Annotated in this window: 23 protein-coding genes and 2 pseudogenes; 15 read left to right on the top strand and 10 right to left on the bottom strand. The window is 71.1% G+C overall.

Features of this window, described 5'->3' with window-relative positions; genetic code table 11:
• Positions 1-4 precede the first annotated feature (4 nt).
• Both AB0877_RS27615 and AB0877_RS27610 read left to right on the top strand, forming a co-directional pair.
• A pseudogene (locus AB0877_RS27615) lies at positions 5-769 on the top strand (ABC transporter ATP-binding protein); the annotation flags it as partial.
• Between the two features lie 248 nt (positions 770-1,017).
• On the top strand, positions 1,018-1,965 hold the full coding sequence (locus AB0877_RS27610) for an iron-siderophore ABC transporter substrate-binding protein (RefSeq protein WP_366612482.1): 948 nt from the start codon (positions 1,018-1,020) through the stop codon (positions 1,963-1,965).
• 175 nt (positions 1,966-2,140) lie between these two features.
• On the opposite strand, the gene AB0877_RS27605 is transcribed toward AB0877_RS27610, so the two are convergent.
• Together AB0877_RS27605 and AB0877_RS27600 are read right to left on the bottom strand one after the other, a co-directional pair.
• Positions 2,141-2,485: a hypothetical protein gene (locus AB0877_RS27605; RefSeq protein WP_366612481.1), complete on the bottom strand. Its 345-nt coding sequence runs from the start codon at positions 2,483-2,485 to the stop codon at positions 2,141-2,143.
• A gap of 743 nt (positions 2,486-3,228) precedes the next feature.
• A complete protein-coding gene (locus AB0877_RS27600) occupies positions 3,229-3,873 on the bottom strand; it encodes a hypothetical protein (protein ID WP_366612480.1) in 645 nt (214 codons plus the stop codon).
• A gap of 282 nt (positions 3,874-4,155) precedes the next feature.
• Here AB0877_RS27600 and AB0877_RS27595 point away from each other — a divergent pair, with 282 nt between their 5' ends.
• Both AB0877_RS27595 and AB0877_RS27590 read left to right on the top strand, forming a co-directional pair.
• On the top strand, positions 4,156-4,887 hold the full coding sequence (locus AB0877_RS27595) for a class I SAM-dependent methyltransferase (protein WP_366612479.1): 732 nt from the start codon (positions 4,156-4,158) through the stop codon (positions 4,885-4,887).
• A 120-nt stretch (positions 4,888-5,007) separates the two neighbouring features.
• Entirely contained in the window at positions 5,008-6,147 is a 1,140-nt protein-coding gene (locus tag AB0877_RS27590) for an acyltransferase (protein WP_366612478.1), read from the top strand.
• Here the strand turns inward: AB0877_RS27590 and AB0877_RS27585 are convergent.
• Positions 6,125-8,638, bottom strand: coding sequence for a DUF3516 domain-containing protein (locus tag AB0877_RS27585; RefSeq protein ID WP_366612477.1), 2,514 nt, complete (start codon positions 8,636-8,638; stop codon positions 6,125-6,127). The two genes, AB0877_RS27590 and AB0877_RS27585, sit on opposite strands and share 23 nt — an antisense overlap.
• A gap of 112 nt (positions 8,639-8,750) precedes the next feature.
• Complete coding sequence (trmB, locus tag AB0877_RS27580; RefSeq protein WP_366612514.1) at positions 8,751-9,380, bottom strand: tRNA (guanosine(46)-N7)-methyltransferase TrmB; 630 nt, start codon at positions 9,378-9,380, stop codon at positions 8,751-8,753.
• A 208-nt stretch (positions 9,381-9,588) separates the two neighbouring features.
• Between trmB and AB0877_RS27575 the strand changes: the two genes are divergently transcribed.
• Together AB0877_RS27575 and AB0877_RS27570 are read left to right on the top strand one after the other, a co-directional pair.
• The gene (locus AB0877_RS27575) at positions 9,589-10,317 is read left to right on the top strand and encodes a hypothetical protein (protein WP_366612513.1); all 729 of its coding nucleotides are present in this window, start codon (positions 9,589-9,591) and stop codon (positions 10,315-10,317) included.
• Between the two features lie 235 nt (positions 10,318-10,552).
• On the top strand, positions 10,553-11,218 hold the full coding sequence (locus AB0877_RS27570; protein WP_366612476.1) for a class F sortase: 666 nt from the start codon (positions 10,553-10,555) through the stop codon (positions 11,216-11,218).
• 174 nt (positions 11,219-11,392) lie between these two features.
• On the opposite strand, the gene AB0877_RS27565 is transcribed toward AB0877_RS27570, so the two are convergent.
• Positions 11,393-12,268, bottom strand: a complete 876-nt coding sequence (locus AB0877_RS27565) for an alpha/beta hydrolase (protein WP_366612475.1) — start codon at positions 12,266-12,268, stop codon at positions 11,393-11,395.
• 817 nt (positions 12,269-13,085) lie between these two features.
• Between AB0877_RS27565 and AB0877_RS27560 the strand changes: the two are divergent.
• Positions 13,086-13,454: pseudogene (locus AB0877_RS27560) on the top strand (zinc-binding dehydrogenase); the annotation flags it as partial.
• A gap of 46 nt (positions 13,455-13,500) precedes the next feature.
• On the opposite strand, the gene AB0877_RS27555 reads toward AB0877_RS27560, so the two are convergent.
• From AB0877_RS27555 to AB0877_RS27545, 3 genes are read right to left on the bottom strand one after another with little or no spacing between them, the layout of a single operon-like run.
• Positions 13,501-13,818, bottom strand: a complete 318-nt coding sequence (locus AB0877_RS27555; protein ID WP_366612474.1) for an antibiotic biosynthesis monooxygenase — start codon at positions 13,816-13,818, stop codon at positions 13,501-13,503.
• Between the two features lie 19 nt (positions 13,819-13,837).
• A complete protein-coding gene (locus AB0877_RS27550) occupies positions 13,838-14,635 on the bottom strand; it encodes an exodeoxyribonuclease III (protein ID WP_366612473.1) in 798 nt (265 codons plus the stop codon).
• Between the two features lie 37 nt (positions 14,636-14,672).
• Positions 14,673-15,593, bottom strand: a complete 921-nt coding sequence (locus AB0877_RS27545; RefSeq protein WP_366612472.1) for a PAC2 family protein — start codon at positions 15,591-15,593, stop codon at positions 14,673-14,675.
• A 420-nt stretch (positions 15,594-16,013) separates the two neighbouring features.
• Between AB0877_RS27545 and AB0877_RS27540 the strand changes: the two genes are divergently transcribed.
• From AB0877_RS27540 to AB0877_RS27530, 3 genes are all read left to right on the top strand, one after another.
• Positions 16,014-16,874 (top strand): peptidase M23, encoded by an 861-nt coding sequence (locus tag AB0877_RS27540; RefSeq protein ID WP_366612471.1) that lies wholly within the window; start codon positions 16,014-16,016, stop codon positions 16,872-16,874.
• A gap of 106 nt (positions 16,875-16,980) precedes the next feature.
• Positions 16,981-17,127, top strand: a complete 147-nt coding sequence (locus AB0877_RS27535; RefSeq protein ID WP_167457721.1) for a hypothetical protein — start codon at positions 16,981-16,983, stop codon at positions 17,125-17,127.
• Positions 17,128-17,176: 49 nt separating this feature from the next.
• Positions 17,177-17,932: an EcsC family protein gene (locus AB0877_RS27530; RefSeq protein WP_366612470.1), complete on the top strand. Its 756-nt coding sequence runs from the start codon at positions 17,177-17,179 to the stop codon at positions 17,930-17,932.
• A 17-nt stretch (positions 17,933-17,949) separates the two neighbouring features.
• Here the strand turns inward: AB0877_RS27530 and AB0877_RS27525 are convergent, their stop codons facing one another.
• Both AB0877_RS27525 and AB0877_RS27520 read right to left on the bottom strand, forming a co-directional pair.
• On the bottom strand, positions 17,950-18,801 hold the full coding sequence (locus AB0877_RS27525; protein WP_366612469.1) for a GDSL-type esterase/lipase family protein: 852 nt from the start codon (positions 18,799-18,801) through the stop codon (positions 17,950-17,952).
• A gap of 120 nt (positions 18,802-18,921) precedes the next feature.
• A complete protein-coding gene (locus tag AB0877_RS27520; protein WP_366612468.1) occupies positions 18,922-19,515 on the bottom strand; it encodes an antibiotic biosynthesis monooxygenase in 594 nt (197 codons plus the stop codon).
• A 158-nt stretch (positions 19,516-19,673) separates the two neighbouring features.
• Here AB0877_RS27520 and AB0877_RS27515 point away from each other — a divergent pair, with 158 nt between their 5' ends.
• From AB0877_RS27515 to AB0877_RS27495, 5 genes are read left to right on the top strand one after another with little or no spacing between them, the layout of a single operon-like run.
• Positions 19,674-19,937, top strand: coding sequence for a DUF6343 family protein (locus tag AB0877_RS27515; RefSeq protein WP_091401582.1), 264 nt, complete (start codon positions 19,674-19,676; stop codon positions 19,935-19,937).
• A 12-nt stretch (positions 19,938-19,949) separates the two neighbouring features.
• Positions 19,950-21,365: an NADP-dependent succinic semialdehyde dehydrogenase gene (locus AB0877_RS27510; protein ID WP_366612467.1), complete on the top strand. Its 1,416-nt coding sequence runs from the start codon at positions 19,950-19,952 to the stop codon at positions 21,363-21,365.
• A gap of 42 nt (positions 21,366-21,407) precedes the next feature.
• Positions 21,408-22,373, top strand: a complete 966-nt coding sequence (locus tag AB0877_RS27505) for a TIGR03885 family FMN-dependent LLM class oxidoreductase (RefSeq protein ID WP_366612466.1) — start codon at positions 21,408-21,410, stop codon at positions 22,371-22,373.
• Between the two features lie 37 nt (positions 22,374-22,410).
• Positions 22,411-23,982, top strand: a complete 1,572-nt coding sequence (locus tag AB0877_RS27500; RefSeq protein WP_366612465.1) for a Na+/H+ antiporter — start codon at positions 22,411-22,413, stop codon at positions 23,980-23,982.
• Entirely contained in the window at positions 23,979-24,236 is a 258-nt protein-coding gene (locus AB0877_RS27495) for a UBP-type zinc finger domain-containing protein (RefSeq protein WP_091401591.1), read from the top strand. Before AB0877_RS27500 ends, AB0877_RS27495 begins: the two co-directional genes overlap by 4 nt.

The raw sequence follows: 24,236 nt of genomic DNA, 5'->3' as shown, positions 1-24,236 counted from the left end.
TTTGATGCTCTCCACCCGCGACCTGGTCGCCGGCTACGACGAGCGGACAGTGCTCGACGGGCTCGACCTCGACCTGCCCACCGACGCCTTCACCGTGATCGTCGGACCCAACGCGTGCGGCAAGTCCACCCTGCTGCGCACGATGGCCCGGCTGCTCACTCCCCGCCGAGGCACCGTGCTGCTGGACGGCACCGCCATCCGTGACCTGCCGACCCGGGAGGTCGCCCGCCGCCTCGGGGTCCTGCCGCAGAGCCCGCTGGTGCCCGAGGGCGTCACGGTGGCGGACCTGGTCGGGCGCGGCCGACAGCCCTACCAGCGGTGGTGGCGGCAGTGGTCGGCGCAGGACGGCGCCGCGGTGGACCAGGCGATGGCCCTCGCCGACGTCACCGACCTGGCCGACCGACCGGTTGACAGCCTCTCCGGCGGTCAGCGGCAACGGGTGTGGATCGCCATGACACTGGCCCAGGACACCGACGCCCTGCTGCTGGACGAGCCGACCACCTTCCTCGACCTGGCTCACCAGGTGGAGGTGCTGGACCTTCTGCACCGGCTGCGCACCGAGCGTGGCCGCACCGTGGTCGCCGTGCTGCACGACCTGAACCAGGCCGCCCGCTACGCCGACCACCTGGTCGCCATGCGCGCCGGCGCGGTGGTCGCCGCCGGCCCGCCCCGGGAGATCCTCACCGCCGACCTGGTCCGCGACGTCTTCGGGCTGGCCTGCGTGGTCGTGCCCTGCCCGGTGACCGGCGCACCCCTGGTGGTGCCCGCCTACACCGGCGGCAATGCTCAGACTCGCGCTGTCCCGGTCGACGCGTCCGCCGGCGCGCGGGACCCGGGTTCGTCTGTCCCGGTCGACGCGTCCGCCGGCGCGCGGGACCCCGGTTCGTCTGTCCCGGTCGACGCGTCCGCCGACGCGCGGGACCCCGATTCGTCGACGGCGTCCGTACCGGACGCCCGACCCTCCACCGGCGACGCGGCCAACCCGCTCGCCGGCTCGCACCCCTCGAAAGGACTCTGATGCGTCGTCTCGTCGCAGCTCTCGCCGCGGCCGTCGCCCTCGGCGCCGGCCTCACCGCCTGCGGTAAGAGCGACCCGGTCGCCGGCTCCACCACCGGGGAGACCCGGGAGATCACCCACGCCATGGGCACCACCAAGGTCCCGGCCGAGCCCAAGCGCGTCGTCGTGCTCGACACCGACAAGATCGACACGGCGCTCTCGCTGGGCATCACGCCGGTCGGCGCGGCCACCGCCGGGGAGGCGAAGAGCTGGCCCACGTACTTCGGCGCGGACAAGCTCGCCGGCATCAAGGAGGTCGGGGTGCTCACCGAGCCCGACCTGGAGGCGATCAACGCGCTGAAGCCGGACCTCATCCTCGGCAGCAAGTTCCGCCAGGAGAAGTTCTACGACGAGCTGGCCGCCATCGCGCCGACCGTGTTCACCGACAAGGTGGGCATCACCTGGAAGGACAACCTCCTCCTCGACGGCAAGGCGCTCGGCCGCGAGCAGCAGGCCAAGGATCTGCTCGCCACGTACGAGAAGCGGGCCAAGGACTTCGGCGCGACGCTCGGCGACGCCGCCGCGCGCAAGGTCTCCATCGTGCGCTTCCTGCCCGGCAACATCCGGGTGTACGGGCCGGATTCGTTCTCCGGCATCGTCATCGGCGACACCGGCCTGGGCCGCCCCGAGCGGCAACTGCTCGCCAACAAGGAGGACAAGCGCTTCGACCTGGTCAGCCCCGAGCGGATCAACGAGGTCGACGGTGACGTCATCTTCGTGACCGCGTACGGCGACAAGGCCGCCGCCGAGCAGACCAAGGTCGCCGGCGGGACGCTGTGGAAGGGCCTCGGCGCGGTCAAGGCCGGCAAGGCCTACCCGGTCTCCGACGAGGTCTGGATGACCGGCATCGGCGTCGGGGCCGCCAACAAGATCCTCGACGACCTGACCAAGTACCTCCCCGCCGCCTGACACCCCCGCGCCACCCGCACGAAGGCGCACCCCGCGGGCTGCACGTCGCGCACCCAGGCCGACCCAAGATCCGCGCAAGTTCGGGGATCCTGCTGCCTCACGAGCTGGTGAGGGAGCAGGATCCCTGGAGTTGTGCGGATCTTGGCGCAGGTGGGTCCGGAGGGCCGAGACAGGCTCAGCGGGAGCGGGACCGTAGGGCTTGACGTAGTTCGGCAAGGAAGCCGTCGAAGTCCTCGCGGAACCGCTTCGCGGTGACGTGCAGGACGATCCAATCCTCACCGAGCAGGCGGTTGAGGCGGCGTCTGTCTCGATGGAACTGCTCCGGATCGTCATGCCACAACCCGTCGTACTCGACGGCGACCTTGAGGTGCGGCCACGCCAGATCGAGACGGGCAACGAACCTCCCCTCGCGCTCGACCACGAACTGCGTCACGGGCGTCGGCACCCCGGCGAGCACTATCCGCACGCGGAGCCGGGACTCTGGGATCGACTCCGCGCCCGCGTCCGCCAGCTCAGCCACACGCGCCATCCGTTTCCAACCCCGGTTGCCGATCCATGTTCGGCAGTCCGCGCGCAGTCGAGGGAGGTCCACCAGCCGTTGCCTGGCAAGGCGGTCTATGACTGCGACGGCGTCCTCCGTTGGTAGCCACTGTGCAAGGTCCCAACAGGTACGCGTCGGCGTGGTCAGCGGGATGCCCTGACGTATGGCAACGTCGGTCGCGGTGATTGCGCTGGTGTGCACGCGGAGACCGGACCGAACCGCTTGCCGGCGGGCACGAGCACATCGATGGGCTCGTGGTCGGCGACCGACGCCGCGCCGTAGAGCGCCGCCGCACTGCGACCAGCGATCGCTGCACCCGGTGGCAGAACCCACCGTGCCGCGGCGGCACAACGAGTGCGGTGGGTGACCACCAGCTGGGCATCGGCATAGACATCCCGGAACAGCGGACGCCACGCCCTGCTGCGTAGCTCCGTCTGGGTCAACAGGCCTTGGGCAACGACGCGGGAGCCGCGAAAGACGCGTCCTTGCAGGCTCGTCGGTCGTCGTGGGGGAACAGGCATGTCAGACACCATGACCGGCGTCCGCATTCGCCCGCAGCCCCTGTGGATAACCCTGGACCAGGGCCGGAACGCCAAAGATCCGCGTAACTTCGCTGTTCTTGCTGCCTCCTCGCGACGCGAGACAGCAGCATCCCCGAAGTTGCGCGGATCTTGGGCGGAGTGAGCGCGGTGGGAGGGCTGAGTTAGTGAGGAGGAGTGGGGTTAGGCGGCGGTGGACCAGATTGCGCGGAAGGCGGCGGCTTCGCCGGAGAGCCACCGTTCGATCTGGTCGGGCTTGGCGTCGGTGGGCATGCGGTGGGCCAGGCCGCGGCGGACGTCGACCAGGACCGGCTCGGCGTGCGGGAGCACCGCGTCCATGTGTCGGGCCATCAGGTGCAGCGTGGCGAGGACCGATTCCTCACTCGGTGGGGCCTCGTCGAAGTGCAGGCGGACCGCTTCGGCGCGGCCGTCGGCGTGGCGTACCCCGAAGTGGGGGTTGATCTTCACGGGCAGGTCGCCCAGCATGGCCAGGGCGTCGCGGGTCTGAGCGAGATCGACGGCGGTCGGCTCGCCGAGGGAGCGCAGCCAGGTCGTGGCACCGGGAACGAGCGCCTGGTAGAGCGGGCGCCATCGGGGCTTGACGATGTCGGCCACCCCGGCCAGGTGGGTGCCGCCGGTGTGGAAGGCGATGTCGGCCTTGAGCGCCTTGACGAACTGGCCGTGCGGGTTGAAGCCGGACCGGCTGGCGCGCTGCTTGCGCAGCCCGCCCACGAAGGTCGCCTTGGTGGGGCCGGTGCGGTCGACGTAGCGGGTGAAACCGAGCAGTGTCGCGTAGGGGGTGAGGGGCGTGGAGGCGGGCGCGGTCACGGGCGTCCTCCCAGGTCAGGAACTCGATTAGTACATACATTCTAATCGACAGGTCTGACATTGCCCAGCGAAGTTGAGGGGTCTGTCCGGTCCAGCCGAAGGTGGCCGGTCCACGGGAACTTGGCCGACGCGGTGGCAGCGATCGACTCCTGCGGCCCGTGGATAGTCGTACGTGTTGGCGGGATGACCGCCAGCCGAAGGAGCCATTCCCGCCGACCGTCGAATGTGAATCACAGCATCCATCCTTGCCGCGGCCGGCGCCGAAGCGGTTGGGTCAGTGACATGGCTCGCATCGCCTACAACAGCCACGAGGCGGCAGCGTTCGAGGCCACCCGCCACCTGTCCGACCAGGCGCTCGCCGGCTGGCGTGAAGCGGTGACCCGCCACCTCAACCCTCAACCCGGCACCCGTCTGCTCGACCTCGGCGCGGGCACCGGCGCGTGGGCGCAGACCTTCACCCACTGGTACGACGGCATTGACGTTGTCGCCGTCGAGCCGGCCGAGGCCATGCGAGCCCGCTGCCTGCACCCTCAGGTGCTGGCTGGAGACGCTGCCAACGTCCCGCTGGCCGCCGGCAGTGTCGACGCGGCCTGGCTGTCCACCGTCATCCACCACGTGCCCGACCTGGGCGCTGCCGCAGGTGAGCTGCGCCGCGTGCTGCGTCCCGGCGGCCCGGTGCTGATCCGCTCCGCCTTCGCCGGTCGCCACCACGACATCACACTGTTCCGCTTCTTTCCCGAGGCCATCCGCGTGTTGAACACCTACCCCAGCGTGCGCGACGTCGGAGCGGCTTTCGCTGCCGCTGGCTTCACGACGGTCTCACTCGAACAGGTTCCGCAGACCACCGCGCCGTCGCTTCGTGACGTCGCGGCCACCATGCGCCGGGAAGCGCACACGCCCCTACAACTGATCACCGACAACGAGTACGCCGCCGGTCTGGCTCGACTCCACCTCGCCGCTCGAACCGAATCGGGCCCAGTCGTCGACGCCCTCGACCTTCTCGTCCTTCGATAGATCGTCGTCCTCAGGGGCCGCTGGCTGAGCGGAGGGACAGTCCACCGGCAGCCGGCCACGCGCGTTACTCGCGTTCGCGATGTAGGAAAATTTGTCTTAGTTGTGGCGTTATTGTGCGTTGTGGTCATCGGTGAGGCGTCCAGGGTCGTCATCCCTGGCAGGGGTACGGCGGCGCGCGCCGCCCAGTCCGCCGACCTTGCGCACGGGCGGGACCGCTACCTGGACCTGTTGCGGACGATCGCCCTGGTCCGCGTCGTGATCTTCCACGTCACCGGATGGATCTGGCTGAGCCTGCTGGTGCCGGCGATGGGTCTGATGTTCGGCATCGCCGGTTCGTTGATGGCGGCGTCGCTCGACCGGCACGGTCCGCCGGCCGTGCGTCGGCGGCTGCGCCGGCTGCTGCTGCCGTACTGGGCGTTCGGTGCGATCGCACTGGTGGTGCTCTCCGTCCGGTGGCGTCCGTCGCCCAGTGGCGTGGCCGGCTGGGCTGAACTGCTCTGGTGGGTGCTACCCCTGCGGGTGCCGCCGGTGGGAGGGCAGTCCTGGGCCTGGGTGTTCCACATCGGGCTCTGGTACGTCGTCACCTATCTGTGGTTGGTGCTGCTCTCGCCGGTGCTGCTGTGGTTGTTCCGCCGTTGGCCCTGGCCCAGCATCGGTGTCGCCACCGCGCTGCCGGTCGGAATGCACCTCGGCGGTGTGCACGCCGGTTACTTCGTCGCCGCCTACCTGTCCTGCTGGCTGCTGGGCTTCGCCCACCATGATCGGCTGCTGCACCGCGTCCCGTGGCGCTGGTACGGCTGCCTCGTTGCCGGCCTCGCCGGGGTGGGTGGCACCTGGGTGGTGGCCGCCATGATGACCGGCCGGGCCGTCGACCTCAACCACATCGCGGGTGGCACCACACTGTGGTCGATGGCGCTCGTCGCCGTGCTGCTCAGGGTGCAGCCCCGGTTGGTCGGCCGGGTGCCGCTGGGTGCCGTACTCCGGGTGGTCAACGCCCGAGCGGTCACCATCTACCTGTGGCACATCCCGGCCAGCCTCGGGATGTTCCTGCTGCTCGCGCCGGTGCTCCCGTACAACTCGGTGGCCTCGGTCGCGCTGCGACTTACCGGGGTGTGCCTACTGACCGCCGGGGCGGTGCTGCTGTTCGGCTGGATCGAGGACGTGGCCGCCCGGCGTACCCCCGCGCTGTTCGGTCCTTGGCCGGGCACTGCCGGTCGGCACCGCGCCGACCGGCGGGTCAGAGCTGGCCGACGTCGGTGATCCGTACGACCGCCGCGCCGACCTCGTCCGAGGCCACCAGGTCGATCTCGGCGCTGATGCCCCAGTCGTGGTCGCCGTCCGGGTCGTCGAAGATCTGGCGTACGGTCCACCGCTCCCGGCCCTGCTCGATCATGAGCAGCGCCGGGCCGCGGGCGTCCGGCCCGACCCCGATCGAGTCGTACGCCTCGAAGTACGGCGCCAGGGCGTCGGCCCACGCGTCGTAGTCCCAGCCGTCCTCGGCGTCCAACTCGGCCAGCAGGTCCCAGCGGCGTAGCGCGGCCAACTCGACGCGTCGGAACAGCGCGTTGCGCACCAGCACCCGGAACGCCCGCGCGTTGCGGGTCACCGCCGGTGGCCGGTCGGTCAGGGCGGCGTGCGCCTGCGCGACCTCGGCCACGTCGGACGGGTTGCGTAGCCGTTCCCACTCGTCGATGAGGCTGGAGTCGACCTGGCGGACCAGCTCGCCCAACCACTCGATGAGGTCGATCAGCTCCTCGGTCTTGGCATCTTCCGGCACGGTCTGGCGCAGCGTCTTGTACGCGTCGGCCAGATAGCGCAGGACGAGACCTTCCGAGCGGGTCAGCCCGTAGAACTGCACATACTCGGTGAAGGTCATGGCCCGCTCGTACATGTCGCGGACGACGGCCTTGGGGGAGAGCTGGTGGTCGGCCACCCAGGGGTGCCCCTGCCGGTACATCTCGTACGCGGCCTCCAGCAGCTCGGCCAGGGGCTTCGGGTGGGTCACCTCGTCGAGCAGTTCGAGGCGCGCCTCGTACTCGATGCCCTCGGCCTTCATGGCGGCGACCGCCTCGCCGCGGGCCCTGAACTGCTGCGCGGACAGGATCTGCCGTGGGTCGTCGAGGATCGACTCGATCACGCTCAGCACGTCGAGGGCGTACGACGGGGACTCGGCGTCGAGCAGCTCGATGGTGGCCAGCGCGAGGGGGGAGAGCGGCTGGTTGAGGGCGAAGTCGAGCTGGAGGTCGACGGTGAGCCGGATGCGCCGGCCGGTCTCGTCCGGCTCGGGCAGCTCCTCGACGACACCACCGGCCCGCAGCGCCCGGTAGATGGCGATGGCGCGGCGGATGTGCCGGCGCTGCGCGGCGGGCTCCTCGTGATTGTCGGTGAGCAGGTGCCGCATCGCGGTGAACGCGTCCCCGGGCCGGCCGATGACGTTGAGCAGCATCGAGTGGCTGACCTGGAAGCTGGAGGTCAGCGGCTCGGGCTCGGCGTCGACGAGCCGGTCGAAGGTGGGCTGACCCCAGCCGATCGAACCTTCCGGCGGCTTCTTGCGGACCACCTTGCGCCGCTTCTTCGGATCGTCGCCGGCCTTGGCGAGGGCCTTCTCGTTGTCGATGACGTGCTCGGGTGCCTGCACGACGACCCGGCCGATGGTGTCGTAGCCGGCCCGGCCGGCCCGCCCGGCGATCTGGTGGAACTCCCGGTTCTTCAACAGCCGGGTCCGGACCCCGTCGTACTTGGACAGGCCGGTGAAGAGCACGGTGCGGATCGGCACGTTGATGCCGACGCCGAGGGTGTCGGTGCCGCAGATGACCTTCAGCAGGCCGGCCTGGGCGAGGGTCTCCACCAGGCGGCGGTACTTGGGCAGCATGCCGGCGTGGTGCACGCCGATGCCGTGCCGGACCAGCCGGGACAGCGTCTTGCCGAAGCCGGCGGTGAACCGGAAACCACCGATCGCCTCGGCGATCATGTCCTTCTCGGCGCGGGTGGCGACGTTGACGCTGGTCAGCGCCTGAGCGCGTTCCAGGGCGGCGGCCTGGGTGAAGTGCACCACGTACACCGGGGCCTGCTTGGTCTCCAGCAGCTCCTCGAGCGTCTCGTGCAGCGGCGTCATCGCGTACGAGAAGATGAGCGGGACCGGCCGCTCCGCCGAGCGCACGACGGCGGTGGGCCGCCCGGTGCGCCGGGTCAGGTCGTCGACGAAACGGGTGGTGTCTCCGAGCGTGGCGGACATCAGGATGAACTGGGCCTGCGGCAGCTCGATGATCGGCACCTGCCACGCCCAGCCCCGGTCGGGCTCGGCGTAGAAGTGGAACTCGTCCATGATCACCTGGCCGACGTCGGCCTTGGTGCCCTCGCGCAGCGCCAGGTTCGCCAGGATCTCCGCGGTGCAGCAGATGATCGGGGCGTCGGCGTTGACGCTGGCGTCGCCGGTGAGCATGCCGACGTTCTCGGCGCCGAAGACCTCGCAGAGCGCGAAGAACTTCTCCGACACCAACGCCTTGATCGGGGCGGTGTAGAAGGTCGTCCGGCTGTCGGCGAGGGCCGCGAAGTGCGCGGCGATCGCCACCAGGCTCTTACCCGAGCCGGTGGGCGTGTTCATGATCAGGTTGGCGCCGGAGACGATCTCGATGACCGCCTCTTCCTGATGGGGGTAGAGGTCGAGGCCGCGCTCCTTCGCCCAGCCGGCGAACGCGTCGAAGAGGGTGTCGGGGTCGGCGCTTGTCGGCAGCGCGGCGGTGAGCGTCATAGCCTGTCCATGGTGCCTGGATCATGCCCCGGTACGCCAACCCGGTCCGCACCGGACCCCCGTCCGGGCATCCCGAACGCCCCGCCGCGTTCCGGTTCGGGCGTTTCGTCGGTCACCGTCGGCGGTACAACAGGTCGGCGACCGGCCGACCGGCAGTGATCGCCCGACGTTCGAACTTCGTCACCGGTCGGTGCGCCGGCCGTGGCGCGAAGCCGCCGTACGCGTCGACCAGCTCCGGGTCCGCGTCGAGGGTCTCTCGCATCGCCTCGGCGTACTCGGCCCAGTCGGTCGCGCAGTGCAGCGTCCCGCCGGGGCGCAGCCGGGACCGCAGCAGCGCCACGTGCGTCGGCTGGATGATCCGCCGCTTGTGGTGGCGGGACTTCGGCCACGGGTCCGGGAAGAAGACGTGCACGGCGTCCAACACACCCGCGGGCAAGCCGTTGACCAGGGACAACGCGTCGCCCTCCGCCACCCGTACGTTGCGCAGGCCACCGCGCTCCACCAGGTGCAGCAGGTTGGCGATTCCCGGCGTGTGCACCTCGACCGCCAGATAATCTCGATCCGGGTCGGCGGCAGCCATCGCAGCGGTGGTGTCGCCCATGCCCGAGCCGATCTCCAGCACCACGGGCGCCCGACGACCGAACAGGTCGGCGAGGTCGACGGGCAGCACAGGTCCGTCCGGCACATCCAGGCCGTACGCGGGCCAGAGCCGGCTCAGCGCGTCGGTCTGCCGGTCGCTCATCCGACCCCGGCGGGGGTGGAACGTGCGGATCGTCCGGCTCGCGGGCGGGACGGCGGGGTCATGGTCGGTGGCGGTCACAGCCAGACGAGCGTACGCGACGCCGCCGGCGGATCGGATGTGATGTGCGACCGGAAATGAGAGGATCCAACTGGTACGGCAGGTCGGGTGCTCCGCTGCCCGACACGGCCGCACGGCGTCGGAAGGGGGCATCGTGACAGTGACCCGCGGCGTCGTGACCCTGTCGCTGGTGACCGTGCTGGCCGGCCCCCTGCTCGCCGCCGCGCCCGCCTTCGCCGCCGCTGAGCCTGCCGTCGCCGCCTCCCAGCCTGTCGTCGCCGTCTTTCCTGTGCCTGAGCGGGCTGATGCCGTTCTCACCGTGCCTGAGCGGGCTGTTGCCGTCGCGCCCGCGCCTGAGCAGGGTGTTGCTGTCGCGTCCGTGCCTGAGCGGGCTGTTGCCGTCGCGCCCGCGCCGCAGCCCGGGGGGCCGCCCGGCGGAGCGCCCCAACCGACTCCGGCCGTGGACATCTTCGTCGAGGTGAGCCCCAGCACCGTGCAGCCCGGTTACCTGGTCGGCATCCGGGCCAGTTGTCGGGACAACTCGGTCGGCGCCACCGTGGTCTCCGACGCCTTCGGGGCGGTCGGCGTGCAGCCGCAGCGCGGGGTGCTCACCGCCGCGCCGATGGTCCGCGAGCGCACCCGCCCCGGCAACTACCGGGTCAAGCTGGAGTGCCGCGACGGCGAGACCGCCTCGACAATGCTCCAGGTCGTCAAGAAGGTCCCCGTGCAGCCCAGCCGTGGTCCGGCCACCGGCTTCGGCGGGAGCACCGGTGGGATGACCGGCAAGCTGCTGCTACCCGGCGGCGCGGCACTGACCATCGCCGGGCTGGTCCTCGCCGTGACGGCGCTGCGCCGCCCCCGAGCCGCCACGCGTCGCTGAGGCTGCCATGACGATCTTCCGCCCCACGCCGCCGCCAGCCGGTTCACGTCCACCGTCGCCCGGTCATTCCGCTTCGCCGCCGGCCGCTGCTCGCCAGCCGTTCGCCGGTCGTCCCGCCTCGCCACCCGACGACGTCCGGCTGCCGCTGGACGACGGTTGGCCGGGCTCCGACCGTCCGCCCGGTCCCGAGCGCTCGTCGCGGCCCGAGCCCCCGCCGGATCCCGACGGTCCGTCGGTGGTCGCGCGTCCGCCGACCGCCGTCGCCCCCCGGCGTAGTCGGCCGTCCGGGCGCAGCCCCTGGTCCGTACCGTTGGCCGTGGTGCTGGTGTTGGCCGGGGTCTTCGCCACCGGAGCCGGGCTGGGCCGTTCGGTCGGCCCGTTCGACCTGGCACCGACCGGCGGTGACCGACCGGCCCGCAGCGAGTCGGTCGGGCTGTCGGCCAGTCGCCCGGTGCGCCTCTCGGTGCCGGCGATCAAGGTGACCGCGCCGGTGGCACCAGTCGGGCAGGCGCGGGACGGCTCGATCGCCGTACCGCCGTTGGAACGACACAACGAGACCGGCTGGTACGACCGGGGCCCCACGCCCGGCGAGCCTGGCCCCGCGGTGATCGTCGGGCACGTGGACACGAAGAGCGGCCCGTCGGTCTTCTACGACCTGGGCAAGCTCAAGCCGGGCGACCTGGTCGAGGTCGCCCGTGCGGACAGGTCGACGGTGATCTTCAAGGTCGACACCGTCGAGCACTTCCCGAAGGACCAGTTGCCCGCCGAGCGCATCTACGGCCACGACGGCCCCGCCGGGCTGCGGTTGATCACCTGCGGTGGCCAGTTCATCGGTGGACGCACCGGCTACGCCGACAACGTGATCGCCTTTGCCACCCTCCAGTCCTCCGGCAAGCCCTGAGACGCCCCGCCCCGGCCAGGGCCGCACGCCCTTGGGACCTGCCGGGCCGCACGGCCGCCGCCGCTTGATCGACTCGGGATCATTGAAGTCGGGGTGTCGGACCGGCCCGGACACCCCGGTTTCGCTGACCCCGAGTGGATCAAGCCGCCGACGGTGCCCCCAGTCAGCCTGGCATCAGCTCAGGAAGGCCAGCAGCTGGCGGGTGGTTTCGTCGGGGGCTTCCTCAGGGATGAAGTGCCCGACCGGGACCGGCTCGCCGCGTACGTCGTCGGCCCACTCCCGCCAGATCGCGAGCGGGTCGTCGTAGAGCTTCGCGACCTGGCCGTGTTGACTCCAGAGGAACAGCACCGGGCAGGTGATCTTCCGGTTTCCCCGGTCCGCCTCGTCGTGCTGGTAGTCGAGCGTCGCGGCGGCGCGGAACTCCTCGCAGATCGCGTGCACCGTCGCGGGGTCGCTGAACTGCTCGACGTACGCCGCCCGCACGTCGGGCGGGAAGGCGTCCTTCACCTCGGGCCAGGTGTCGAGCATGAAGTCGACGAGCACCGCGGGCGCCGCGGCGATGAACCGCTCGGGCACCGGCGCCGGCGCGGCCAGGAAGGACCAGACCCAGTAGGAGAGGCTGAACGTCCGGTCGGCGCGGTCGTAGACGTCTCCGATGGGCACCACGTCCATGACGGCCAGTCGGGTGACGACGTCCGGTTCGTCAAGTGCGAGCCGGTACGCGCAGCGGGCTCCCCGATCGTGACCGACGAGCCGGAACCGCTCGTGGCCCAGGCTCCGCATCACCTCGACCTGGTCGCGGGCGATCGAGCGCATGCTGTACGGCTCGTGATCCGCTGTGCTCGGCGGTTTGCCGCTGTCGCCCCAGCCCCGCAGGTCGGTGGCGACGACCGTGTACTTCTCGGCGAGCCGTGGCGCGACCTGGTGCCACATGAGGTGCGTCTCGGGAATGCCGTGCAGCAGCAGAACGGGCGGCCCGCTTCCGCCCCGGCGCCCGTGGATCCTCGCGCCGGGCGTGTCGATGTCGAACTCTTCGAAACCGTCGAACATGACCAGGGTCCCCCGCGCCTTGGGATGCGCCCTGACCGAACGGCGTGGAATAGCTGGCAGGGCGACTGGTGGCCGACTACCGCTCGGCCTCGACGCTATCAACGGCGACAGCCGGTCCGGCGCGATTTGACTTCAACCAGCATTCAGGTCCTAGCGTCGCTGACACGAGGTATGGAAGCGGATCCGAAGCACTGGACCGCGGCTGATCGGAGACATACGTGCGGGCGATCCAGGTTTCTGAGTACGGGGGTCCAGAGGTTCTGATCCTGGTGGACCTGTCCGATCCGCAGGCCAGGGAGGGGGAGGTCATCGTTCGCGCCGAGGCCGTGGACACGATCTACCTTGAGACTCAGATCCGCGGTGGCTGGGGTGAGATGTTCGGTGTCACCCCGCCGTACGTACCGGGCGGCGCAGCGGCGGGAACGGTGGTCTCCACCGGTCCAGGCGTCTCTGCGTCCTGGCTTGGCCGCCAGGTCGTCGCGGGTGCCGGGACGCGGGGTTCATACGCTGAACTGGTTCGGGCCAGCGTCGACCGGCTGGTGCCGGTCGCTGACGGACTGAGTCTGCGGGAAGCGGCTGCTCTCGCACACGACGGGGTGACCGCCATGGGCATCATCGACGGTGTCGACGTCAAGCCGGGCGACCGGGTCCTGATCCTGGGGGCCGCGGGCGGCATGGGAACGCTGCTCGTTCAGCTCGCACACCGTCTCGGTGCGCAGGTCGTGGGAGCGGCCCGTGGCGCGGACAAGCTCACACTGGACGACGGCTCGGCGCTGACGCTGTCGTCGACTACACGGGTGACGGATGGACCGACGCGGTACGCGAAGCCTTTGGCGGTCTGTCTGTCGATGTGCTGTTGGACGGTGTCGGGGGAAAACTCGGCAGCGACGCCGTTCATCTGGTGGCCGGTGGCGGGCGGGTCTCGGCCCATGGGGCGGCGAGTGGCGAGTTCGCCACGGTGGACCTGGAAAGTGCGCAGGCGCGCGGCATCGACGTACACGGCATCGTGGACGTTCAGTTCGAGGCGCCGGAGATGGTGCGGCTCGCGGGCAGGGCCCTGACCGAGGCGGCTCAGGGGCGGATACGCCCGGTGATCGCACGCGAGTACCCGCTGTCCTCCGCGGCTGAGGCTCACCGCGAGATGGAGGCGCGCTCGATCCCCGGCAAGGCCCTCCTCATTCCGTGAGACGGGTTCCGGACCGCTGCGGTGACCCTCGGCGATCGGCGCCCGGCTAGGGCTGGGGGACGTGCAGGGCCACCTCGAACTCCAGCAGGCTGGCACCCGTGGAGACCGGGGGACGAGGCTTGTCGCCGGGGGAGGCGGCGTGGGCGGCGCGCGACGGGCCGGCGGCCCACGCCTGGAACGCTTCTTCGCTCTCCCACTTCGTGTAGACGAAGTAGCGGGTCTCGCCGGCCACCGGGCGGAGCAGCTCGAAGCCGAGGAAGCCGGGGGAGTTCTCCACCGCTCCGGCGCGCGCGGCGAACCGCTTCTCCAACTCCGCGCCGCCACCGGGCGGGACGTCGATTGCGTTGATCTTCACGACTGCCATCTGCCCACCTTAGCCAGGATCAGAAGGTCTCGACCGCTGGCACCAGGTCAGCGTCGACCACGATCGGCGCGTGGTCGGAGGGGCCCTTGCCCTTGCGGGCCTCCCGGTCCACGTACGCGGAGCGGACCGCTCGGGCGAACGGCGCGGAGGCGTACACCAGGTCGATTCTCATGCCCTTGTTCTGGTGGAACATGCCGGCCCGGTAGTCCCAGTAGGTGTAGGGGTGCGGGCCCTTCATCGGGGTGGGCACGACGTCGCTGAGGCCCAGGTGGCGCAGCTCCGCGAGGGCTGCCCGCTCGGCCGGGGTGACGTGCGTGGCGTGGGTGAAGACCGCCGGGTCCCAGACGTCGGCGTCGGTCGGGGCGACGTTGAAGTCGCCGCAGACCGCCAGCGGCAGACCGCCGGCCAGCTCGGCGTCGAGCGCGTCGCGTAGCGCCCCGAACCAGGCCAACTTGTACGCGTAGTGCGGGTCTTCCGGCGTCCGGCCGTTGGGCACGTACACCGACCAGACCCGCACCCCGTCGCAGGTGGCCGAGATGGCACGGGCTTCGGGCTCGGGGAAGCCGGGCTCGTCGGCGAACCCGACCCGGACGTCGTCCAGCCCGACCCGGGACAGGATGGCCACCCCGTTCCACCGGCCGTCGCTGTGGCTGGCCACGGTGTAGCCCAGCGCGCCGACCTCGGCGACCGGGAACGCGCCGTCGGGGCATTTCGTCTCCTGCAGGCAGACGACGTCCGGCCCGGTGTCGGCCAGCCACTCCAGCAGCCGGGGTAGGCGGGCCTTCACCGAGTTGACGTTCCAGGTCGCCAGGCGCATGCCCTCAGCCTGCCGCATTCGCCGCCGCGACGCCGGGTCAGCCGGCCGGGGTGTCGCCGGGACGGGTCTGTTCGGCCAGGAACCGTTCCAGTTCGGCGCCGAGTTCGTCGGCGGTGGGCAGTGGGCCGGCATCCGGGGCGAGCAGGCTCTTCTCGCCCCGACCTCGGGCGAACGCGTCGTACTGCTCCTCCAGGGCCTGGACCAGGGCCGCGGCGTCGTCGGTCTGCGCCACCTGCCTGTCGATCTCCACCCGGACCACCTCGGCGGCCGAGCGCAGCCCGTCGCCGGGCAGCAGCAGCCCGGTGCTGCGCGACACGGAGGTGAGCAGCACCTCGGCGGCTGCCGGGTATTCGGTCTGCGCCACGTAGTGCGGCACGTGGGCGGCGAAGCCCAGCGCGTCGCGGCCCTGTTCGCCGAGGCGGAACTCCAGCAGGTGACCGACGCTGCCGGGCACCTGGACGCGTTGCAACCACGGCTCGTAGCCGGCGATCAGCTCGGGGCGGGTGGCGTGCGCTGTCACCCCGGTCGGCCGGGTGTGCGGGACCGCCATCGGGATCGAGTTGAGCCCGACGGTGAGCCGGACGTCCAGCCGGGCGGCGAGCCCGGCCACGGCGGCCACGAAACGCTCCCACTGCAGGTCGGGTTCGGGGCCGGTGAGCAGCAGGAACGGGGTCTCGTCGTCGTCTCGCAGCAGGTGCAGCTCCAGCTTGGGCGCGTCGACGCTCTCCCAGTGGTCCTCGACGAAGGTCATCACCGGTCGTCGCGACCGGTAGTCGAAGAGCTGGTCGACGTCGAACGTCGCGATCGGCCGACCCTCCAGCGAGGTGAGTAGCTGCTCACGTGCCAGTCGGCTGGCGTTTCCGGCGTCCACGAACCCGGTGAGGGCCTGGATCAGGACCGGCTGCCCGAGGTCGGGCAGATCGTCGGTGAGCTGGTAGAGCTCGTGTGGGTCGAGCACCGGTGCGGACCTCCCTGAAATGTGCCTGCGGGGTGCCGTCGCGACGGAGGGCACCCGTTCGGGCAACGTACCCGCCATCCTGGCGCATTCCTGCGTCGGGCGATCCGTTGGCCGGGTGGTGGGCGTGACCGGACTAATCGTCTGTTTACGCCACCAGGCCGAGCCTCGTGGCCGAACGGCCGAGGGGTGGTTCAGCCCAAAGGCCGAGTTTGTCGATCATGTTGGCTTCAGGGGTGGAATACGACGTCCTGTCCTGGTGCGTTCAGGTCCGCGTGCGACGCCGGGTTCATCCTGTACGCGAGGTCCGTTCCCCGGGCGGGTCACCCCGCCCGGGTCGTCCGCCAGTACGGCCCCGATCTGTGTCGAGCGCCACGTGATCACCGTGCGTGATCGGGGTTTCCACCTGCCTAGCCTCGGTTGATGCGTGACGACGGCACCCTCGACGACCCGTACGCCCCGAGTAGCCCCACTACCGATACGGAGGATGGCACCTCAACCGAACGGACAACCGCCGCGACCCGGCTCCGGGCGTACGCCCGGGACCTGACCGGTCGACGCCGGGCACAGTTGGCGCTGGCCACCGGTGTGGTGTGCTGCCTCGGTCTGACAGCCGTCGTCCAGGTTCGGAACGAGGACGCGGACGCGGCGACCCGGGGTGGATCGCTCTCCAGCTCGGAGCTGGCGCAGCGCGCCGAACAGCAGCGCGCCTCCCGGTCCCTCGACCGCACGGTTGCCCCGAGCGCCTCCGCCTCCGCCCCGTCCGCCGCGGCGAGCCCGGCCGACCCGGACACCAGCGCCCCGGCCCGCAAGGTCGCCCCGGCTCGCCCGACCGACCCGGCGCCCGTCGCCGGGCTGGACGAGGACCAGATGGAGAACGCCGAGGCGATCGTCCGTACCGGCCGCAAGATGGGGGTGCCGCGCCGGGGTCTGGTGATCGCGGTGGCCACCGCCATGCAGGAGAGCAACCTCTACAACGTTGCCAGTGGCGTGCTGCCCGAGTCGCAGGACTATCCGCACCAGGGCGTCGGCTGGGACCACGACTCGGTCGGGTTGTTCCAGCAGCGCTCCAGCAGCGGCTGGGGCCCGGTGGGGGAGCTGATGGACCCGGAGTTCGCCACCCGGCAGTTCCTCAGCGCGCTGCAGCAGGTGCCCGGCTGGCAGCGGATGCGGCTCACCGACGCCGCGCAGGCGGTGCAGGTCTCCGCGTACCCCGAGCACTACCAGCAGCACGAGTGGCGAGCCACCCGGGTCGTTGACGCCATCGTGCCGGCGGGGCGGTAACCTACCGCCCACTATGGACGGTCAGGGTTGAGGCTGTCGCATCCCGGGTACATGTGTTGCAGGTTCGGGGTACACATGACTACGGGACCATCGACAGGAGGACGCCATGTCACTGATGCAGCGGATCACCACGTTCCTGAGATCGCCGAAGGGACAGCAGCTGGTCGAGCGGGGTCGTCGCGAGATGGCCAAGCCGGGCAACCAGCAGAAGCTGAAGGGGTTGGCGGCCCGGCTGTCCAACCGCCGTCGCTGACCGTTCCATCGGCCGCCCTGTCCACCGTTTCCACCCCTGGGGAGACCTGGTGACCGACACCCCGCCCGTCGGCGGTCAGCCCGCCGTCCCTACTCCGCAGCCGTCCGTCGACCTGCCGGCCGGGCCGGTGGACGCCCCCGAGGGCCCGCCGGCCCGGCTCTGGGACCGGATGCGTGACGACCCGCAGTACGCGCCGGAGCACCTTGCCCTGGAGGCGGTGCGCCGCCTGGGGCCGGAGGCCGTGCAGTGGGCCGCCCGGGCCCGGGCCGAGCACCCCGGGGTGTCCGCCGACGCCCTGGCCGACCAGGCGGCCCGCAAGTTCGTCAACCTGGCCCGGCTGTCCGGTGCGGTCTCCGGCGCGGCCGGGCTGCCCGGCGCCGTGATCGACGTGGGCGTGCTGGCCTGGACCCAGGCGCGGATGGCCCTGCACATCGCCGCCGCGTACGGCGTCGACCCTCTGCACAGCGACCGGGCCACCGACCTGCTGGTGCTCCAGCGGGTGCACAAGGTCGCCGAGAGCGCCCGGCTGGCGCTCGGCGTGGCCGCCGGGCGGGAACGCGCCGACGCGCTCTTCGGTCTGGGCGGCCAGCGTCCGCTGGGTCGGGTCATGTTGCAGCTCGGCGTTCGGCTGGCCCAGATGGCCGGCGTCCGGGCCGCGAAACGGATGGTCGCCAAGATCGTCCCGGGTGCGGCGATCGTGCTCGGCACCTGGGCGAATTCGTCGGCCACAAAGGATCTCGCCCAGCGGTCCCGGGCCCTCTACGGCTCCCGCGGCAACGCCGCCCCGGCGCCGCGCCAACCCTGACGGCCCGTCGGAGGTCGTCAGCCGGCCAGGCCGGAGGCGCGCCAGGTCACTTCGGCGATCCGGCCCTGGCCGGTGGCGTTGGGGTGGAACCAGTCCAGCGGGTTGAGCAGGTCCAGGGTGAACCGGACCTTGTGCAACGCGCCGCCGTCGTGCCGGCACCGTGATCCGTACGCCCGGCAGGCCGCCTTCAACTCGGCGTTGTAGGCGTCGATCCGGTCCCGGACGGCGGCCCGGCGCGCCCGGTCGGCGGGTGCGGTCGAGGTCGCCTCGGCCAGCAGCGCCGGGCAGATGCCCCGTCGCCACGCGCGGGTGGCCCGTTCGTCGTCGTGCCCGACCTCCCAGAGCCGGTACAGGTCGGGAATGCTCACCACGAGCACCCGGGCCTTGGGCCGGCCGGTCCGCAGGACCTGCAGCCCCTTGTCGACGTCGGCCCGGAACTGCGCCACCGGTGTCATCGCGTCCACCGCGCCCCGACAGACGTCGTTGGCGCCGATCAGCACGGTGACGTAGTCGGCGCGGTCGCGTACCGCCGCCTGGGCCTGACCGGCGAGGGCGTCCGCGCGGGCGCCGGGACGGGCATGGTTGTACGTCCGGTCGCGGATCGCCGAATCCTGTTCGAGCAGCCGCCGGTAGTGGCTCTGCACCCGCAGCCCGTCCCCGGTCGACCAGGAGTTGCGCTCGCAGGAGGTGAGCACCAGGCAGGAGGCGAAGCCGGTGCTGATCGAGTCGCCGAGGGCGGCGATGCCGCCGGGCCCGGTCGGCGGCCTGGTGCTCGTGGTGGGGCGGGGTTCCGCCGAGTTGCCGCCCTCGCATGCCAGTGCGACCAGCGCCGCGAGACAGGCCAGTGCGGCGACCCAGCGTCGAGGCATGACGTCTCCCGTTCCCGCAGCACAGAGCGACAGCGCGGTAACTCTATGCGCAGGATGTGGTTGGCCGGGAAGTTGCTGTCGGGTATGCGGCAGAGTGCCGACACGGAAGCCGTAGAGGTGCTATGCGTCCCGCCACGGTGCCCGTTGACCGTGCAGCCACCAGTGCAACGCCCGGGTGATCCGAGGCAACACCAGATAGGTCATCAGCGGGGTCAGGCAGAGCGTCATCAGCAGCACCCGGGCCGCCAGCGGCACCGCGTCGAGGAAGCGGCTCGTCAACAGGGTGGCGGTCAGGCTCAAGGGGAAGAACGCCAGCCAGATGGTCACCGCCTGCTTCCAGCGCGGCGGCGACGGGAGCGGAGCCGGCTCCACCGGGTCCACCGAGTGCTCCAGCGGCCGGTCGAACCAGCCCTCGATCCCGGTACGCCGCTCCACCCGGGTGTGCTCGACGATGCCCTGCGCCGAGCTGAGCCACCAGTGCCGCTGCGGCGACTCCTCCCACCGGCGCAGCGTCTCGGCGTCGGCGAAGCGGTAGAGCATGTGCCACTCCGGCGAACCGGGACCGCTCTGCACCCAGCCGGCGCCGAGAAACCCGGGGAACGCCTCGGCCAGCGCCGTGCCGGCCCGCATCCATGCCACCATCTCGCTGGCCCGGCCGGGATCGACGCGGCGGGCGATGGAGACGGTCACCGGCACGGCGAGGGTCATTGACATACGCCCATCCTGCGGTCGACCGGGGCTACGGTGCGAACGGATGTAATCGAGCACACCAGCCGAGCGATGCACCGGCCGGTGCGGCACCGGTGCCTGGCGCGACTGACCGAGGTGTCCGAAACCGGTTAACGCCGGCGATCGGGGGTAGCTCCCTGAGCATGACGAGATCGCAGCCCCGGCGCGCCCGTGGGACGGTCGGCCATGCGAACAGCGCGTTGAACCTTCGGCTCACCCTCGCCAGCTTCGGGTTGGTGATCATGGTGCTCTTCGCGGTGCTGGCGTTCTGGGCCGGCATCGCCTGGCTCGGCGTACTCTGCGCGATCTTCGCCGTGGTCGCCGTGGTCGACCTGGTCGTGATCCAGCGCCGCCGCGCCGCCCGCCGCCGTGAGGAGCCGGGCGTACGACACTCGTTGTTCGAGTGACAGGAGGACGGAATGCCCCACATCGCCACCACCAACCCCGCCACCGGACAGGTGCTCAAGACCTATGAGGCGATGTCCACCGAGCAACTCGACGACGCCATCGAGCGCACCGACCTCGCGTTCCACCAGCTGCGGGCGACGACGGTCGACCAGCGCGCCCAGTGGATGAACGCGGCAGCCGACCTGCTGGACGCCGAGCGCGACGAGATCGCCCGGATCATGACCGCGGAGATGGGCAAGACGTACGTCGCGGCGCAGGCCGAGGTGACCAAGTGCGCCACCGCCGCCCGCTTCTACGCCGACAAGGCCCCGGCGTTCCTCGCCGACGAGCCCGCCGACGCCGACGCCGTGAAGGCCACCCGGGCGTTCATCCGCTACCAGCCGATCGGCGTGGTGCTCGCGGTGATGCCGTGGAACTTCCCGCTCTGGCAGGTGATGCGCTTCGCCGCCCCGGCGCTGATGGCCGGCAACACCGGCCTGCTCAAGCACGCCTCGAATGTGCCGCAGACCGCGCTGCTGCTGGAGGACGTGTTCCGGCGAGCGGGCTTTCCCGAGGGGGCATTCACCACGGTGCTGGTCGACTCGGAGGCCGTCGACCACATCCTCAGCGACCCCCGGGTACGCGCCGCGACGCTCACCGGCAGCGAGCCCGCCGGCCGGTCCATCGCCCAGATCGCCGGGCGGGAGCTGAAGAAGACCGTCCTCGAACTCGGCGGCAGCGACCCCTTCGTGGTGATGCCCTCGGCCGACCTGGACCGGGCCGCCGAGGTCGCCACCACCGCCCGCTGCCAGAACAACGGCCAGTCCTGCATCGCCGCGAAGCGGTTCATCGTGCACACCGACGTGTTCGACGCCTTCGCCGAGAAGTTCGCCGCCAACATGGCCGCCTTGCGCGTCGGCGACCCGATGGACCCGAACACCGACGTCGGGCCGCTGGCCAGCCAGCGTGGCCGCGACGAGGTGCACGCCCAGGTCAGCGACGCGGTCGACAACGGGGCGACGGTGCTCTGCGGCGGCGAGCCCCCGAACGGCGACGGGTGGTTCTACCCGCCGACAGTGGTCACCGACCTCACCCCGCAGATGCGGATGTGGTCCGAGGAGGTCTTCGGCCCGGTAGCCGGCCTGTTCCGGGTCTCGTCGTACGAGGAGGCGATCGAGGTCGCCAACGGCACCAGCTTCGGGCTCGGCTCGAACGCCTGGACCCGGGACCCGGCCGAGCAGGAGCGCTTCGCCACCGACCTGGACGCCGGAAACGTCTTCGTCAACGGGATGACCACCTCGTACCCCGAGTTGCCGTTCGGCGGCGTGAAGAACTCCGGGTACGGGCGGGAGCTGTCGGCGCTGGGCATGCGGGAGTTCTGCAACACCAAGACGGTCTGGGTGGGCGAGGGCGCCGCCTCGGCCGGCGCGGGGGCGCACGCGGAATAGCGCACGCATCAGGCGACGCGGACGTGGGTAGGAAGTGTGCCCATGACGTCGTTCGGGTTTCACGCCTCGCATGAGCAGATCGGTCCACGCGCCCTGTTGGAGGCGGTGATCCACGCCGAGCGCGCCGGCTTCGACGCCGCCATGTGCTCCGACCACTTCTCGCCGTGGAGCGCCCGGCAGGGCGAGTCCGGCTTCGCCTGGTCCTGGCTGGGCTCGGCGTTGCAGGCCACCGGCATGCCGTTCGGCGTGGTCAACGCACCCGGCCAGCGGTACCATCCGGCGATCATCGCGCAGGCCATCGGCACCCTCGGCGCGATGTACCCGGGCCGGTTCTGGGCGGCCCTGGGCACCGGCGAGGCCAGCAACGAGCACATCACCGGCGACGCGTGGCCCCGCAAGGACGTGCGCGCCGCCCGGCTGCGGGAGTGCGTCGACGTGATCCGCGCCCTGCTGGCCGGCGAGGAGGTCAGCCACGACGGTCTGGTCCGGGTCGATCGGGCCCGGCTGTGGACCCGCCCCGAGCAGCCGCCCGCGCTGGTCGGCGCCGCCGTCAGCGTGGCCACCGCCCGGTGGTGCGCCGAATGGGCGGACGGGCTGATCACCGTGAACGCCCCGGTGGAGCACCTGCGCGAGATGATCGACGCGTACCGGGACGCGGGCGGTCGGGGGCCGCTGCACCTCCAGGTGCACGTCTCCTGGGCGGCCGAGCAGGCCCAGGCCGAGGCGCTCGCGTACGACCAGTGGCGCAGCAACGTCTTCGCCCCGCCGGTGTGCTGGGACCTGGAAACCGTCGAACACTTCGACGTGGTCTCCGCCGACGTGCCGGCGCAGCGGGTCGCCGAGGTGGTGAACGTGTCGGCGGACCTGGGCCGGCACGTCGGCTGGCTGGAGGAGTACGTCCAGCTCGGCTTCGACCAGATCGCCCTGCACCACGTCGGGCAGGAGCAGCGCGGCTTCATCGACGCGTTCGGCGCGGAGGTGCTGCCGAAGCTGCGCCCGGGCGGCTGATCGAGGCCGAACCGGCGTACCCCTAGGCTCGTACCCCATGGAAAGCCTGTTTCCGGTCGTCGTCTTCCTGGCGATCGCCACCCTGGGTGCTGCGTTGGCCCGCCGGCTCGGCCTGCTCGCGCCGATCGTGCTGGTCGTCCTCGGCCTGGCGCTCTCGTTCGTGCCGGGCTTCCCGCAGGTGCACCTCGAGCCGGAGTTGGTGCTGGTCGGCATCCTCCCGCCGCTGCTCTACGTGGCCGCGCTGGAGACCTCGGTGCCGGCGTTCAAGAACAACATCCGGCCGATCCTGCTGCTCGCGGTCGGCCTGGTGTTGTTCACCGCGTTCGTGGTCGGGTTGGTGCTGCACCTGCTGTTGCCACAGCTGCCGTTCGCGATCTGCCTCGCCCTCGGCGCGGTGGTCGCCCCACCGGACGCCGTGGCCGCCACGGCCGTCGCCCGTCGGGTCGGGCTGCCCCGCCGGGTCGTCACCATTCTGGAGGGCGAGAGCCTGGTCAACGACGCGACAGCGCTCGTGCTGCTGCGGGTCGCGACGATGGCCACCGTCGGCTCGGCCGTCGGCGCCGACAAGATCGCCATCGAGGTGCTGCGGTCCACCGGCGGCGGCATCCTGATCGGGGCCCTCGGGGCGCTGGTGTTCGGCTTCCTGCACCGGCGGATCACCGACCCGCTGCTGGACAACGCGCTGTCGTTGATCATTCCGTTCGCTGTGGTGTTCACCGCCGAACACCTGCACGCCTCCGGTGTGGTCGCCGTGGTGGTCACCGGCCTGGTGCTCGGGCACAAACTGCCCCAGTTGCTGTCGGCGGCGTCCCGGTTGCAGATCGGCGCGTTCTGGCGGCTGGTCCGTTTCCTGCTGGAGGGCCTGGTCTTCCTCCTGGTCGGGCTGCAACTGCGGGAGGTGCTGCGCGACCTCGACGAGCCGATCGGCTCGCTCATCCTGATCACCTTCGCCGTGCTGGCCACCGTCTTCCTGACCCGGTTCGTCTGGCTCTTCCCGGCCACCTACCTGGCCCGGCTGGTCCCCCGGGTGCGCCGCCGTGACGCCCGACCGTCACCGAAGTTCCCCATCATCATCGGCTGGGCCGGGATGCGGGGCGTGGTCACCCTGGCCGCCGCGCTGGCCCTGCCGCTGACCCTGGCCGGCGGCGAGTCGTACCCCAGGGCGTTGTTGATCTGGCTGGCCTTCGCCGTGATCGTCTTCACCCTGGTCGGCCAGGGCGCCACCCTGCCGATGGTCGCCCGCCGGTTGAAGCTGCCAGCGGACGACCCGGTGCAGGACGCGCTCTCCGCGGCCGCCGTGCAGCAGCAGGCCAGCAAGGCCGCCCAGGACCGCCTCGACGAGTTGGCCGACGGCGCACCGGATGCGGTGGTGGACCGGCTGCGCCGAGCGGTGGAGGACCGCACCAACATGGCGTGGGAACGACTCGGCGGCGACGAGCGGGAGACCCCGTCACAGGCGTACGGTCGGCTGCGGCAGGAGATGATCGACGCCGAGCGGGACGTGTTCCGGGCGGCCCGGGACTCCGGTCGGATTCCTGAGGAAGTGTTGGTGCAGGCCTACCGTGACCTGGACCTGGAAGAGTCATTGCTGCGAGAGGTTGAGAAGTGAGCTGTCAGCACCTGACCGAGGCCGGTGCCGCCGAGCCGCGTACCCCCGACGAGTGCGCGGACTGCGTCGCCATCGGCGACACCTACTGGGTGCACCTGCGCACCTGCCTGAGCTGCGGGCAGGTCGGCTGCTGTGACTCGTCGCCGAACCAGCACGCCAGCAAGCACTTCGCGTCCACCGGCCACCCGGTGATCCGCTCGGCGCAGCCGGGTGAGGCCTGGCGCTGGTGCTTCGTCGACGAGGAGATCGGCTGA

Origin of the sequence: Micromonospora sp. NPDC047644 (assembly GCF_040704315.1) — a bacterium.
Taxonomy (GTDB): Bacteria; Actinomycetota; Actinomycetes; order Mycobacteriales; family Micromonosporaceae; genus Micromonospora.
The sequence above is the reverse complement of the archived record's forward strand: the minus strand, read 5'-3'. Positions and strand labels throughout refer to the sequence as shown.